13 protein-coding genes and 1 pseudogene are annotated in these 14,107 nt (G+C 71.5%); 8 read left to right on the top strand and 6 right to left on the bottom strand.

Features of this window, described 5'->3' with window-relative positions:
* Positions 1-19: 19 nt before the first annotated feature.
* On the top strand, positions 20-841 hold the full coding sequence (locus tag IE207_RS10060; RefSeq protein WP_190183733.1) for a 2OG-Fe dioxygenase family protein: 822 nt from the start codon (positions 20-22) through the stop codon (positions 839-841).
* An 82-nt stretch (positions 842-923) separates the two neighbouring features.
* Here the strand turns inward: IE207_RS10060 and IE207_RS10055 are convergent, their stop codons facing one another.
* From IE207_RS10055 to IE207_RS33040, 3 genes and pseudogenes are all read right to left on the bottom strand, one after another.
* Positions 924-1,685: a maleylpyruvate isomerase family mycothiol-dependent enzyme gene (locus IE207_RS10055; RefSeq protein WP_190183732.1), complete on the bottom strand. Its 762-nt coding sequence runs from the start codon at positions 1,683-1,685 to the stop codon at positions 924-926.
* A pseudogene (locus tag IE207_RS10050) lies at positions 1,682-2,068 on the bottom strand (discoidin domain-containing protein); the annotation flags it as partial. The gene IE207_RS10055 and the pseudogene IE207_RS10050, both read right to left, overlap by 4 nt.
* A gap of 248 nt (positions 2,069-2,316) precedes the next feature.
* The gene (locus IE207_RS33040; protein WP_229873585.1) at positions 2,317-2,763 is read right to left on the bottom strand and encodes an alkaline phosphatase family protein; all 447 of its coding nucleotides are present in this window, start codon (positions 2,761-2,763) and stop codon (positions 2,317-2,319) included.
* A gap of 225 nt (positions 2,764-2,988) precedes the next feature.
* Here IE207_RS33040 and IE207_RS10040 point away from each other — a divergent pair, with 225 nt between their 5' ends.
* A complete protein-coding gene (locus IE207_RS10040; RefSeq protein WP_373304700.1) occupies positions 2,989-3,912 on the top strand; it encodes a permease in 924 nt (307 codons plus the stop codon).
* Complete coding sequence (locus IE207_RS10035) at positions 3,909-4,724, top strand: TIGR03943 family putative permease subunit (protein WP_190183729.1); 816 nt, start codon at positions 3,909-3,911, stop codon at positions 4,722-4,724. Before IE207_RS10040 ends, IE207_RS10035 begins: the two co-directional genes overlap by 4 nt.
* A 278-nt stretch (positions 4,725-5,002) precedes the next feature.
* Here the strand turns inward: IE207_RS10035 and IE207_RS10030 are convergent, their stop codons facing one another.
* The 3 genes from IE207_RS10030 to IE207_RS10020 all read right to left on the bottom strand — a co-directional run bounded on the left by IE207_RS10030 (position 5,003) and on the right by IE207_RS10020 (position 8,602).
* Positions 5,003-6,019: a hypothetical protein gene (locus IE207_RS10030; RefSeq protein WP_190183728.1), complete on the bottom strand. Its 1,017-nt coding sequence runs from the start codon at positions 6,017-6,019 to the stop codon at positions 5,003-5,005.
* A gap of 227 nt (positions 6,020-6,246) precedes the next feature.
* Positions 6,247-7,407, bottom strand: a complete 1,161-nt coding sequence (locus IE207_RS10025; RefSeq protein WP_190183727.1) for a GNAT family N-acetyltransferase — start codon at positions 7,405-7,407, stop codon at positions 6,247-6,249.
* Positions 7,400-8,602, bottom strand: coding sequence for an ATP-grasp domain-containing protein (locus IE207_RS10020; RefSeq protein WP_190183726.1), 1,203 nt, complete (start codon positions 8,600-8,602; stop codon positions 7,400-7,402). Before IE207_RS10020 ends, IE207_RS10025 begins: the two co-directional genes overlap by 8 nt.
* Positions 8,603-9,040: 438 nt before the next feature.
* Between IE207_RS10020 and IE207_RS10015 the strand changes: the two genes are divergently transcribed.
* The 5 genes from IE207_RS10015 (at position 9,041) to IE207_RS09995 (ending at position 14,008) form a co-directional block, all read left to right on the top strand.
* Positions 9,041-10,267, top strand: coding sequence for an MFS transporter (locus IE207_RS10015; RefSeq protein WP_190183725.1), 1,227 nt, complete (start codon positions 9,041-9,043; stop codon positions 10,265-10,267).
* Entirely contained in the window at positions 10,267-11,115 is an 849-nt protein-coding gene (locus tag IE207_RS10010; protein ID WP_190183724.1) for an alpha/beta fold hydrolase, read from the top strand. Before IE207_RS10015 ends, IE207_RS10010 begins: the two co-directional genes overlap by 1 nt.
* A gap of 178 nt (positions 11,116-11,293) precedes the next feature.
* Entirely contained in the window at positions 11,294-12,022 is a 729-nt protein-coding gene (locus IE207_RS10005) for a class I SAM-dependent methyltransferase (RefSeq protein WP_190183723.1), read from the top strand.
* 5 nt (positions 12,023-12,027) lie between these two features.
* A complete protein-coding gene (locus IE207_RS10000) occupies positions 12,028-13,368 on the top strand; it encodes a preATP grasp domain-containing protein (protein WP_190183722.1) in 1,341 nt (446 codons plus the stop codon).
* A gap of 4 nt (positions 13,369-13,372) precedes the next feature.
* The gene (locus tag IE207_RS09995) at positions 13,373-14,008 is read left to right on the top strand and encodes an SET domain-containing protein (protein ID WP_190183721.1); all 636 of its coding nucleotides are present in this window, start codon (positions 13,373-13,375) and stop codon (positions 14,006-14,008) included.
* The last annotated feature ends 99 nt before the right edge of the window (positions 14,009-14,107 follow it).

Here is a 14,107-nt window from a genome sequence, read left to right as displayed (position 1 = left end):
CGTGGCCGAGGAGGACCCCGTGAAGCGAGCCCCGACCCTGCACGACCGCCCGCACACCGACGACGCTGTCACCGACGCCCTGCGCCGGCAGGGCTACGCCCGCTACAGCGCCGCGGACCTGGGCCTGGAGGCGGCCGCGCACCGCACGGACCTGGCCGAGATCGAGGACGTCTACGCCGCCCTCCCGCTCGACCCCTACGCCCCGCACTCCAACCGGTTCCGCCGCTACTCCCACGCCGTGTACCTGCCGTGGACCGGGCAGCTGTCCTTCACGCCCGGCGCCCCCGACCCCACCTACGGCACGGTGACCGAGTACTGGCAGGACGAGCACAACCCGGAATTCCCGGACGTGCGGCGCCGTCTGCCCGACCTCCCCACCACGCTGCACGGCAACGCACTCCTGCAGCGTCTGATCCACACCGACCTCACCCACGCCATGTGGCTGGAAGACCTCCAGCGCACCCCCGTCTACGTCGGCGTCCACCTGCTCAAGCTGGCCGTCCACGCCAGCGCCGAAACGGCGGTCTCCTCACCCGACTGCCTCCACCAGGACGGAGGCTCACCGGCCACTTTCACCTTCGCCCACTTCATCGGCTCCACCAACATCCACGGCGGCGAAAACGCCATCGCCACACCCGAGTCGGCCGGCCGCCGGCCCGACGACGTCCCCGACTCCGCGGTGCACGCACGCTTCACCCTCGACGACCCCCTCGACGGGTACGTCGTCCACGACCACAGGGTCAGCCACTACGTCGGCCCCGTAAGCCTGGGCGACGGCACCGGCCCGGGCGAGCGCCGCATCCTCATCATCGGCCTCGCCCCGTACGGCCCCCGCCTCTAGACCACCGCCCCGGCCACCCGGGCCCTGGTAGCGACACCAGGAGGGCCCCGCGTCGCGCCCGGTGGGTGCGGAGGGAACGCCTCTAGAAGGCGGAGTGGGTGAACCAGTGGTCGAGCAGGTCCGGGTCGCCGAGCAGGTGGAAGGCGTCGTCCCGGTGGTTCAGGCGGCCGTAGAGGAGCAGCAGCAGGTCGGCGGCCGTTCCCCGGACCGCGGCGTCCGCCGTGCCGGGGCCGTCGTGTTCGGCCACCAGGGCGAAGCCGTCGGGGCGCAAGCCGACCAGCCAGTCGCCGTCGCCGTCCGCGCAGGTGAAGCGGACCGCCCGGTCCGCGGCGCGGAGTTGGGCGGTCAGCGGCGCGAAGGAAGAAGCGAACGGCAGGTTGGTGAGGAACTCGTCGATGCCGTCGACCGCCGACGCACGGTCGATGTGCGGCGTGATCCCGAGTGCGAGCTGGGCGTCGGCGCGGTGGACCAGGGTCTCGAAGAGCATGCGCCGGACCCAGAACCGGGCGTGCTGGTCGACTCCCCAGGCCCACATCGGTGCGTCCAGGTCGGTGGCGGCGAACACCTCGGCGGCCTCGCTCGCACTCGCGGCCAGCCACGCAGGGAGGTCGTGCGGCTGCTCCGGCAGGCGGAGGTCCACCTCGCGGCTGGTCGGCGGCTGCTGGATGCGGCGGCGAAGCAGCTCGGTGAACCAGCGGTGGACGCTGCCGACGTGCTGCGTGAGGTCACCGAGCGTCCAGCCGGGGCAGGTCGGCACCGGGGTGGAGAGGTCGGCCGCCGTGACCGTGGCGACGAACTCGGCGGTCTCGGCTGCGACGGCCGCTGTGTGCTGCGTGGGGTTCATAGGTGCTGTTCCTCTGGTGCTGCTGCCCCGGTGGGCGTCGATGCTTGATGGTATGGATAGTTTAGGTCATTAAGCAACAGGGCCCTCGGGCGTACGTACCGGGCGGTGACCGGGGTGGCGAAGGCGACTCGCTTGATGGTGGTGTCGGCGGCCCAGGTGCCCGTGGCGACCGCGGTGCCCCAGGTGGCGCCATCAGCGCTGAGGCAGTTCTCGTAGGCCTTGGTGGTGCCGTTCTTGCTGCCGTCCTGGCGGGGGAGGTATTCGAGGCCGGCGCAGGAGAACGTCTGCTTCATGTCCAGCTGGATCTCGTGCGGGGGCGCGGGGTCGGCGCCGGTCCACTGGGTGGGCCAGATCGTGCCGATCACGCCGTCGAGGACGTTGGCGGCGCCGTTCTCGACGGAGGTCTATGGCTGTCCTCGTACGCCGCCGGTGCCGTAGGCCCCGTCGGTGACGGTCACGTTGACCCCGGAGGTGCGCAGGTTCGACGGACGGTGCGGAGATCTTGTCCGCGAATCGGCGGTGGAATCCGTTCGGTCCGTACAGCGAGAGGCATCGACCGCTCCGCCCAGGGGGCCGGCGTCAGGCATCACCGTGGGCCAGGCGCCGGGGGTCGAGAAGTTGAACACCGAGGTCAGGTCGCCGCAGACGGCGCGGCGCCAGGTGCTGATGTTCGTCTCCGTGAACGGCTTGCCGATCGCCGTCGACCAGGTTTCGAGGAAGCGCAGGAGGGAGGTGTGGTCGAAGGTCTGGGAGCAGACGAAGCGCCGGTGCTCCAGGGCGAGACGGCGATCATCGGCACGCGCCGGCCGGGGTAGGTCGGCGCGTTCTGGTGGATCTCACCGGTCACCACGCCGCCCGCGTCCACGTCGACGGTGCTCATGCTGCCGCTTCCGCCGGCGGGTGACGGGGGGACCGGGGGCGTCACGTGGTCGTAGAAGCCGCCGGCCTCGTCGTAGGTGACGGAGTGTCGCCGCAACCGTCTCCCGTGACCTCGCCCGGCGCGTCGGCGGCGACACCCTGCGGCCGGCCTCGCCGGAAGACCGCCGGGTCCGCTGACGGCCCGCGCAGGCTGCCGCATCGCTGCAGCGCACATGGCGTAACGCCGCACGCCGGCCCGGCGGGGGAAGCGAGTCTTTTCGGCCGGACGGCAGCTATATTTCGATCCGAACTTCCGACATGCGGAGATGGCATGGGCAAGATGGCTGAACTCGCCGGGGAAGCGGGGGTGACCACCGCGGTCGCTGCGCCATCCGATGGCGCCTCCGCTCGGGGGCCGATCCCCGGTTGGCTGTACCTGTGGTGCATGGCGATGGCCGGGTTCGGTGTCGTGATCCTGGTCGGCGTCGGGTGGTTGAACGCGGCGGCGGTGCAGGCCTGGCGGACCGTCTGCCTTGCAGTCACGGTGCAGGCACTGCCGTTCCTGCTGCTCGGCACGGCGCTGTCCGGTGCCATCAACGCGTTCGTGCCCGAACGGATGTTCAGTCGGGCACTGCCGAAGCGGCCCGTGCTCGCCGTCCCCGTCGCGGGCCTCGCCGGAATGGTCCTGCCCGGCTGCGAGTGCGCGTCGGTCCCCGTCGCCAACAGCCTGATCGGCCGCGGGGTCACCCCGGCCGCGGCCTTCGCCTTCCTGCTCTCCGCGCCCGCCATCAACCCCGTCGTACTGACCGCCACGGCCATCGCCTTCCCCGGCAGCCCCGCCATGGTCCTGGCCCGGCTGATCGCCTCGCTCGCCACCGCGGCGGTGATGGGCTGGCTCTGGCTATGGCTGGGCCGCGAGGAGTGGCTGCGTCCTGCGGCGCGGTACACGGGGCATCAGACGGGGCGCAGCCGCTGGAGCGAATTCCGGCTCGGGTTCCAGCACGACTTCCTGCACGCCGGGGGCTTCCTGGTCCTCGGAGCCATGGCGGCGGCCACCTTCAACGTGGCCGTCCCGCGCTCGGTCCTGGACGTCTTCTCCGGCTCGCCCTGGCTGTCCGTGCTCTTCCTGGCGGGACTCGCCGTCGTCCTCGCGGTGTGTTCCGAGGCCGACGCCTTCGTGGCGGCCTCCCTCACCGGCTTCTCGCCCCTGGCGCGGCTGGCGTTCATGGTGGTCGGTCCGATGGTCGACCTGAAACTCATCGCCCTGCAGGCGGGCACGTTCGGGCGGTCGTTCGCGGTCCGCTTCTCCACCGCCACGACGGTCGTGGCGGTGCTGTGCAGCGTGCTGATCGGAGGAGTGCTGCTGTGAACCGGCCGGTACAGGCGTTCCTCCTCCTCCTCAGCGGCTCCGGCCTGCTGCACGTCTCGCTGTTCACCGACGTGTGCCTGAGGTACGTCAAGCCGGGCATGCAGCCCGTACTGATCGTCACCGGTGTCCTGCTGCTGGTGCTGGGGGCGGCGGAAGCGTGGTCCTGCCTCAGAGCGAACGCCCGGCACGATCGTGCGGACCGCCGCGCCGACGACGGCGAGACGGACACGCCGGACGGCCTCCCGCACGCGCACGCGCACGGCCACGACCACGGCCACGGCCACGGCCACGACCACTCCAGCGTGCCCCGGGTGGCGTGGCTGCTGTTCGTGCCCGCCCTGAGCCTGCTCGTCTACGCCCCGCCCGCCCTCGGCTCCTACACCGCCTCCCGCGACACCGTGAAGGTCGTCACCGAGCAGCGGCGCTTCGAGGCACTGCCGGCCACCTCACCGCTGCCGATGACCCTCACCCAGTTCACGCGGCGGGTGCAGCAGGACCGGACGCAGGCCATCAAGGGGCGGACGGTCCAGATGAGCGGCCTGGTCACCCTCGACGAGGGGCGTGACAGTTGGTACCTCACCCGGATCGTCATCTCGTGCTGCGCCGCGGACGCGCAGTCCGTGAAGGTCCGCATCCACGGCGCGCCCGCCCTGCCCGCCGACACCTGGGTCTCGGTCACCGGCACCTGGCACCCCGGCGGAACGCTCGGCACCCAGTCCGCCCCGGCCGAGCTGGACGCCGGCACGGTCGAGGAGATCGACCGGCCGGTGAACGGCTACAGCGACAGCCTGCCGCTCGTTCCCTCGCGTTGACAGCTTCCCGGCCGGGGCTCGGGCAGGTCTGTCCGCCGCGCAACGGGTGATGCCGCTGCCGCCTCGGTGCCTCGTGGTAGGTGGGCGTCGAGGAGCCCCGCGGTGAGGCAGTAGCCGATGAAGAGGGGTTCGAACAGCCGGGGCGGGGGACTCGACGTGGAGACTGTGGCCGAGCAGCAACGAGTCCAGCTGGGTGACTTGAGGGTTCGGTTTGACCGCAGAGGAACGGGGGCGGTGCGCAATGCGTGCGCGCCACCCCCGTCAGCGGGTCTTGTCGGTTACGCGGTGGTGCGGCGGCGACGGCCGGTGCCGGCGACGAGGGCCGCGCCCATGGCGAGTGCCACGCCGCCGGCGCCGAGGGCCCAGCTGGTGGCGGCGTCCGTGCCGGTCTCGGCGAGCTGGCCGGCGGTGTTGGTGGTGCCTGTGCCGGTGTTCCCGCCGGTGCCGGTGCCGGTGCCTGTGCCGGTGCCGGGGTTGCCGTGGTCGACGATCGGAGTGGTGCCCCCGTCGGGCTTGGGCTGGTTGCCGCCGCTGCCGGAGCCCTTGGTGATCTTCGACTCGGCCCAGACGGTGTCCGACCAGACGTCCTCGTCCACGTTGCTGCCGCCGACGGCCGCGATGAAGATCTCGCCGGCGGGGGCACCTGCGTGGAACCTGATGCGGACCTGGAGGTCGAGCTTGCCCTGGGGGATGTTGAGGTCGTCGGTCAGCAGGCCGACCACCGCACCCTCGTCGGCGATGATCTCGACATCGTGCCAGCTGCCCGCGAGGCGGACCTGGAGCGTCACGTCGCCGGACCTGAGCTTCGTGTGCTCGTCGCCGACGGCCAGGACGAGGGCGTAGCTCTCCTGGGCCTTGCCGTCGGAGTTGTCGACCGTAACCGTGAAGTCCGTCCAGGCGCCGCCGGCCTTGAAAGAGCTCGGGACCCCGGTCAGGCCGAGCTTCGGGCCGGTGGCGTGGAAGTCGCCCTCGTCGAAACCCCCTTCCCCGTTTCCGGCGGGATCTTCCCCGAGCGGCGGCGTCGGCACCGGGACGTCCGGGAGCGGCGGGACCACGGGGGTCCCGGCGACAGGCTTGCCGGCGGGCTTCTCGACGGCCGACCCGTCGGCCGCCGGTGCGCGGGAAGCCGGCGTCTGCACCGCCGGGGCCTCCTTGGCGGCGTCGTCCTTCGGCGCCGAGTCCGCAACCGTGACGGCAGTGTTCTGGCCCTCGTCCGCCATCGCGGGCGTGGCCATGAGGGCCGTCGGGCCCACCACCGCGGCAGCCGCGACGACGGCCATGTGCTTGAGCTTCACTTTGCTGCTTTCCCCTCCGTGCGCACCGGGCCCACGGCCCGGTCCACCCCCTGCGTCAAGTCGAACGCGCTCAGAGTAATGCGCCGGTAAAGCCGGAAGCGGCTCGCCGACATTACGAATCGACACACATCGATGGTGGGGTTCCGTGCCGTGCCGTGCCGTGCCGTGCCGTGCCGTGCCGTGCCGTGCCGTGGCGGGGCAGGTCGGGTGCCGGGCTACGGGAGCCGTTACCGGTCGGGATCCGCGGGCGCGCACGCGGCGAGCGCCCGCTCGGCCGGCCCGGTCAGCGCTTTGACGGCCAGTACCTGCGGCATCGCCTCGGTGCCGCGCAGCAGCTTCGCCTCGTCCGCGCTGATCCCGTACTCCATTGTCCGCAGCCCCGGCTCGGCGCAGGCGTACGCGATGGGAAGGTGGTAGCCGACCACCGCGTACATGGGCAGGCCCGCGCCCACCTCGTAGTCGAAGCCCGCGTGGAAGCCGTACAGCCGCTCCTCGTGGCGCAGCCACATCGACATGGCGAACAACCGGCCGTCCAACGCCGCGGTGAACACGGATGCGTCCGTGTTCACCGCGATCGCCGTGAACCACTCGGTCAACTGCTCCTGGGAGGAGACTTGTCCGTACTTCTGCTCCAGGCTGTGCGCCAGGGCCGCGATCCGCTCCACGTTGGACCCGTCGAGCGGGGAGTGCGCCGTGACCACCCCGGCCTGCGCGAACTGCCGCAGCTCCTTGCGCAGCCGGACCTTGCGCCGCGAGGGCAGGGTCTCCACGTAGGCGGCGTGTCCGGGATGGTCGCAGTCGAAGACGTGCCGCGCCGGAGCCGGGAACTCCGTGAATCCGGCCGCACGCAGATCGGAGCGCAGCCCCCGGTCGGCCGCGTCCACGTACGGGAGGAAGACGGCCGGGCAGTCCCAGGACCGCGCGGTGCTGATCGCGGCGCTGATCAGGGACCGGCGTGCCGACGGGCGCTCGGGCTCCGGCAGGCCGGGGGCGATCAGCACCCTGGAGTTGAACCATCCGCCGCACATCAGGGACGGCAGCAGTACTGCGGCCAGTTCCCGCGCGCTCGTTGCCGCCCCAGGGACCAGCATCTTGTCGAGCCGGACCGTGTCGTCGTCCACGGACCGGTCGAAGCGCTGCAGGGTGATCCCCGCCAGCAGCCGCTCGTCGTCCGCGGCAGACGGTGAGGCGGACTCGGACGCAGGCGCAGCAACGGCCAGGCATTGGGCGGCCGTCGGCACCCAGGGACCGGCGGCCGCCTGCTCCACGGCCAGCCACCGCGGGGAGCAGAACAGGTCCGCGGAGCCGCACAGGGCGGCCCAGGGGGTGAGTTTGCCGGCCTCGGCGAGCGAGAGCGCGCGGACCTCGGGCTCGCGGGCGTCAGACATCCGAACCGCCGCCTTCCGCGTCGGCGACGGGGGCGGGCTCCATGTCCAGGGCCGCCGAGAACCACTGCCCGACCTCGGCCAGCCGCTCCCGTACCTCCGCCTCGGCGGGCGCCCGTACCAGTGCCTTCGCCACCAGCAGGTGGGAGCCCTCGCGCATGTCCCCGATCCGGTCGCCCTCCTTGGCCCAGAGCTGCGCCTGGACCACCCCCGGTCGGTTCTCGATGGAGGTCTGCGAAGGCAGGACCCGGATCCGGCCCGGTGGCGCGGCCAGATTGACCCAGCCGAAGGAGTCCTTCTGCGGACCGGCACCCGGCGTGCCGCCCCCGTCCGCCGCCGGTGAGGGCAGCCCGAGGGCCGCAGCGGCCCATTCCCGGTAGAGGTCCACTCCGTACTTCCCCCGCACCGCCTCCAGGATCATGCCGCCGCCGATGCGCCCGGCGCACTCGCCGAAGACCAGGGCGCCTTCGTGGTGGAACGCCTCCAGGTGGAACACCCCGTCGGTGTGTCCGATCGCGCACAGCGCACGCTCGGTCAGGGCGGCCAGCGCATCCGGCAGGGCCTTGCCGGAGCCGGCGTCCAGGGTGGCGGAGGCGACGAGCCGGCCCCGGTGCACCTCGACCACGTTGTGCAGGTACCGGCTCACCGACACGACGACGATCCGACCGTCCCGGACGGCTCCGTCGACGTGCAACTCCTCGCCGGGGACGAACGATTCGATCAGCCAGGGCCCGGGGGCGTTCCCCACGTCCCGGGCGAAGGCGTCCAGTTCCGCCGCGTCGCGGACGACGCGGGTATGGACCGAGCCCGCTCCGGCCGGCGGCTTCACCACGACCGGGAGTGCGACCGAACCGGTCTCCACAGCCCCGGCCAGTGCGTCCAGGCCGCAGAAGCGCGCGCTGTCCGCCACCGGCAGCCCGGCGTCCCGTACCCGCTGCTTCTGCAGGCCCTTGTCGCGCAGGGCGAGCGCGACGGCGGGCGTGAGGAAGCCTTGCGCACAGCCGAGCTCCGCGAGAACGGCGGCTGTCACGATCGCGAACTCGTCCTCGGTGCACACGGTCAGGAAGGCGGACGGCGCAAGACGCAGATCGGCCAGGGCGCCGAGCACCTCCTCCACCGAGGTGTGGTCGCGGGCGACCGCGACCGTGCCCGTGAACCCCTCCTCGGATGGCTTGAAGCGGTCAGCGAAAGAGACCACGCATGTCACACCCGCCCCGAGATCACGAAGCGCTTCGACAGCCTCGCGCTGCCATCCGATATAGAGAACGTCGAGATCGGGGCGGTCCGGCGGTACTGGTTCGGGTGCGGTCACAGTGGTCTTCTCCTCGTCCGCTCCGGGGGTGTGAAGACGGCCGGCGCCAGGTCGGCCACAAGTCGACGATAAAGAGATCGTCACCGGGTCGGATTCTCATTCCATCCATGCGCGATTTCCGGCCACTTCCGACTTGTTCACGATTATCGGTGATCTCCGGGAGACTTCCACAGGGCGTCCGCGCATGGCAACATGTCAGGCTGTCCGGGACCTCTTCATTTCACCTTCGCCCTCAGGAGATGAGCAGCAGGTGATCGCGACACCATGACCCCACGACCAAGCGACTTACAGGAAGCAGACATTCCATCAGTCACGTACCGCAAGGTGCTGACGAGCCGCAACGTTCCCCAATTGCTGTTGGCCGCCTGCCTGTCCCGGCTCGCGCACGGCATGCTGCTCTTCGTCGTCGTGCTGTACGCGATCGCCGAGTTCGACTCGGCCGAGGTCGCCGGTCTCAGCGGCGCGTTCCTGACGCTTCCCGGCTTCCTCGTGAGCCCGCTCGCCGGCGCCGTGCTCGACCGCTTCGGGGCCTTGCGGGCCGTGGCCATGGACACCACGGTCAGCGCCGTACTCGTCGGCGCGATAGCCGTCCTCTCCGTCTTCGGCCAGCTCACCCCGGCCGTCCTCTACCTCATGCTGGCTCTGTTCTCGATCACCAGCCCGCTCACCGACGGCGGCATCCGCACCCTGTTCCCGCAGTTCGTCCCCGACGCGGCCTACGACCGCGCCAACGCACTGGATCTGAGCACGTATTCGGTGATCGAAGTCGGCGGGCCGCTCGTGGCGGGTGGCCTCTTCGCGCTGTCCGGGGCCAACCCGGCGCTGCTCACGGTCGCCGCCATGTACGGTCTCGCCGCGCTGAGCCTCTCGCTGCTGCGCGGCGGTACGGCCAAGGCGGACGCCGACCGGGGCGTGGCACAGGATGCGGCTCCGCAGGAGCCCGTGCAGCACCTGCTGCGATCCGCCTGGGAGGGGATCACGTACCTGCTGCGCAATGCGACGCTGCGCGGCCTCGCGGCTTCGTACGCCGTCTTCCAAGTGGCGTACGGGATGCTCGTGATCATCGTCCCGGTCGCGGTGGCCGGCCACGTGGCCGACGAGACGTCCTCCAGCCGCTACGTCGGTCTGATCTGGGCCGTACTGGGTCTGGCGGGCGGTACGGGCGCGCTGCTCGCGGGCAAGTACGTGCGCGCCGGGCTGGAGCGCCGCTTCATGGTCGGCGCCCTCGTCCTGTCGGCCGTCGCCGTCTACCCCGTCAGCGCCCTCGGCTCGCTCGTGGCGCTGGGCACGGGCCTCGCCCTGTTCGGGGTGATGGAGGGCACGGTCAACGTCAGTCTGATGTCGCTGCGGCTGCGGCGCACCGAACCGGAGCGGCTGGGCCGGGTGATGACGGTGTCGATCAGCGTGAACCTGATCGGCTTCCCCGTGGGCACCTCCCTTGGCGGTGTCGTCGTCGACAACGGCTCCCCGGCCCGGGCCCTGGCCGTTGCCGCGGCGCTGGCGCTGGCAGCCGCGGTCTGCGCCCGGCTTCTCGTCCCCAAGGAGGGCTGATGGCTCCCGCACCGCCCGCCGTGGTACCGCTCGCCACGACCTGGCGCGGCAGCGGCCCGCTGGTCGTGTGCCACCCGGGAGGGCCGGGCATGGATCCCCGCTACCTCGAACCGCTGGACGGCCTCGCGGACAGCCGCACGGTGGCGATCGTCCACCCCAGGGGAGCCGGGGCCAGCCCGCGCCCCGCGGACGGGGACTACGCGCTGGAGTCGTACGCCGCCGACCTCGCGGCCTGGATTCGCCGCGAGGCGGGCGGCGGGCCGGTGGACCTGCTCGGGCACTCCCATGGCGGCGCGGTGGCCTCGCTGACGGCCGCCCGGTACCCGGACCTCGTACGCAGACTCGTGCTGCTGGCCACTCCGGCGTACGGGGGCGACCGGGCGGAGGCGCAAGCGGAGGAGTTCGGCCGGGCCCGGCAAGCGGAGACCGCCGTCGCGCCGGCTCTCGCCGCGCTGGAGGCCCAGGGCGATGCCTATCCGGCGGACGACGCGGCCCTCGGCCGGCTCATCGCCGAGGTGATCCCGCTGTGGGTGGGGCCGATGACGGAGCGCGTCGCCGCCTGGCAGGCGAGACTGGCCGGGTGGTCCGCGAATGTGGACGCCCTGCGTTACTTCAACGACATCGTCTTTCCGGTCCTTGACCGGGAGATGGAGCACCTCTCGGCCGTCAGATGCCCGACCCTGGCACTTGCCGGGGACCTGGACGGATGGGCAGGTCCGGAGCACGTCGCCCTGCTGACCGAATCGGTCGTGCTCGGCACCGGCGAAGTCATCGCGGGAGCCGGTCACATGTGCCATGCGGACGCAACGGAACACGTTTTGAAGTCCGTACGTCAATTCCTCTACTGAGCCGAAGAGTCGGATATAGTCATACCGGTGCGTTGGGATTTCTTCCGCCACGCCGGTACGTGCACAGTCGTCGGACGCCGACGATGTGACGATCTTTCATTTTCCATTCACGGTGCGTGCGCTTTCGCGCGCCATTCTGCTGACTTCGCTGTCACGAGATGAACGGGGAAGGAACCGCATGAGCGTGCAAGAGGACTGGGAAGAGACCGATTCGAGTGAGTTCATCGAGCTCGGTGACTACTTCGTTCCCGAGCGCGGCGTCCAGATGGACGTCGTCGCCTCGCTGATCCCCCCGATCGAAGAGCCGGCCGAGATCCTCGACCTGTGCTGCGGCCAAGGGCGGCTGAGCGACACGCTGTTGCGGGCCTTCCCGCTGGCCACCGTCGTCGGTATGGACCTCAGCTCCACGATGCTGGGCGTAGCCGCGAAGGAACTCGCCGGGCACGGAGCCCGCTTCCGCACCGAACAGTTCGATCTCCCGGACCGGTCGTGGCGCCGACGCGCCGTGGCGCCGGCCGCCGTCGTCTCCTCGCTGGCCGTCCACCACCTCGACGGTGGCGGGAAGAGGGAACTCTTCCGCGACGTGCACGCCCTGCTGCGGCCCGGCGGGGCCCTGGTCATCGCCGACCTCGTCCGGCCCACCGGCGACCGGGGCCTCGCACTGGCCCGCCGCATGTGGAACGAGTCCGTACGCGACCAGGCCCTCGCCGGGACGGGCGGCACCGGCCCCTACGAAAAGTTCCACGCCCTCGAATGGAGCTGCTTCGAGTACCCGGACGAACTCGACAAGCCGTCCCCGCTCTCCGAGCAGCTCCAGTGGCTGAGCGCGGCGGGCTTCCAGGAAGTCGACGTGTACTGGATGAAGGCCGGTCACGCCATCTACGGCGGCGTCAAGGCGGGGGAGTGAAGGGCATGGACACCACAGGGACCACCGGCAACACGGGTACCGCCGTGCCGAGCACCGCCTCGCGGCGCGATTACCCCCTGCTCGTCTTCGGCAACTTCGTCAACGAGCTCATGGTCACCGTCCCCGTACACCGGCACGCCGACGCCCTCGTCGCCGTGTCCCCGCGCAAGATCTGGCTCACCCGCCCCGGCGACGTGCTCGTCACCCCGCGCGCGATGTCCGGGCCCTTGTGCGACTACGCCTGCGAACTGCTCGGTTTCGCCCCCTCGGACGTGACCCTGCTCGACGCGCCCAGCGAGGGCCTCGCCACCCTCACCTCCGCCGTCCGCGCCAACGGACTCGTCGACCGGTTGCGCGAGGAGGCGCGGAGCCGGCCCGGCATCCGCTTCCAGGCATTCGCCCAGGACCGCCCGGCCCTCGACCTCGCAGCCGAACTGGGCGTCCCTGTCGAGGGCTACGAGGAGTCCGGCGTCCCGGACGACGCTGTCGGGGCCGTGTACGCCGTCAACACCAAGAGCGGGTTCCGGCGGATCGCCACCGAGCTCGGGATCCGCGTCGCCGAGGGCCACACCTGTGCCGGGCCCCAGGACCTCGCGGCCGCCCTGCGCAAGGTGCTCGACACCAAGGGCGCCGCCGTCGTCAAGCCGGTCCGCGGCTCCAACGGCTACGGGGTCCGCTTCTGGGAAGCCGCCGACCTCCCCCGTCTCGACGCCGACCTCGCCGTCTACCTCGACTCGGTCGCCGAGCAGCCGCCCGGCTGGGTCGTCGAGGAACGCCTCGACTTCGCCCGAGTGGTCACCGTCGAGATGGAGGTGTACGCCGCCGGTCCGCAAGTCCTGCACGTCGGCGAGATGCGCACACCCAACGGCAGCTTCAGCGGCCAGGTCACGCCGCTCGTGGCGAGCTCCGGCGCGACCGACGAGCTGGTGAGGGGCGGCCTCGCCCTCGGCCGTCGTCTCCACGCGGCGGGCTACCGCGGCCCGTTCGACATCGACGGCGGCATCACCGCCGACGACACCCTCTACGCCACTGAGAGCAACGTCCGCAAGACCGGATGCACCTACCTGGACCTGCTCGTGCGCCGGCTGCTCGGCGAGGAGCGGGCAGCCGCCTCGGTGTGGATCGCCGACTCGCGGCCCGGCGGCGTCGAAGCCGACTTCGCAGCCGGGCTGGCCCGGGTGCGGGCCGCCGGACTGGACTTCACCCCCGGAGCCGACGAGGGCGTCGTCCTCACCGCCGACACCCTGGCCTTCGACGGAAAGTGGCGCTACCTCGTCCTCGGCCCAACGCGGGAGCGGACCGAGGACCTGGAGGCCCTGCTCGCCGACACCCTGAAACTGGCGTGATCCCGTGCTGACGAGTGGGATCGACGTCCGCGCCAGCCGCACCCACAACGTGGGGCTGTTCGCCACCCGGCCGATCCCGGCCGGAACGGCGGTGTGGTGCCCCTGCACCACGTGCTCCCGCTGGACCAAGGAACAGGTCGCGGACCTGCCCCCGGACCGTTTCGAACGGCTCGACACCTACGGCCACCTGCTCGCCGACGGCAGTCTGCTGCTGCCCTGCCTCGGCGCGTACCTGATGAACCACTCCTGCGAGGCCAACGTCCTCGATCTCGGACTGGACTTCGGCGTGGCCGTACGGGACATAGCGCCGGGCGAGGAAGTGACCTGCGACTACGCCACCTTCACGGAGGACGGCGACTGGAGCATGGAGTGCCGTTGCGCGTCCCCGGGCTGCCGGGGGACCGTCACCACCGCACAGGGCGCCGACCCCCGGATCCGCGAGCGCTGGCGCACCCGGGTGGAGGCGGCGCTCGCCCGGCTACCGCGCGTGCACCAGCCGCTGGACGACGTGCTGACGGAGCTCAGCGAGCCCTACCGGCGGACCCTGGGCGGCGCGCACACCCTGGAGGAGGCTTCGACCGGATCCACCGTCTGCGCTCCCGACTTCGCCCTCGTCGGACCCGGCGGCGGCAAGGCCTGACCGCGCCGCACGCCCCCCACCCCCACGGCGGTGGCGGCTGCTCGCCGCCACCGCGCCCCAACAGCACAGCGCGTCCTGCCTCCCGCACCGCGCGGGACC

The organism is Streptomyces cirratus, from assembly GCF_014650775.1.
GTDB classification, from domain to species: domain Bacteria; phylum Actinomycetota; class Actinomycetes; order Streptomycetales; family Streptomycetaceae; genus Streptomyces; species Streptomyces cirratus.
The sequence above is the reverse complement of the archived record's forward strand: the minus strand, read 5'-3'. Positions and strand labels throughout refer to the sequence as shown.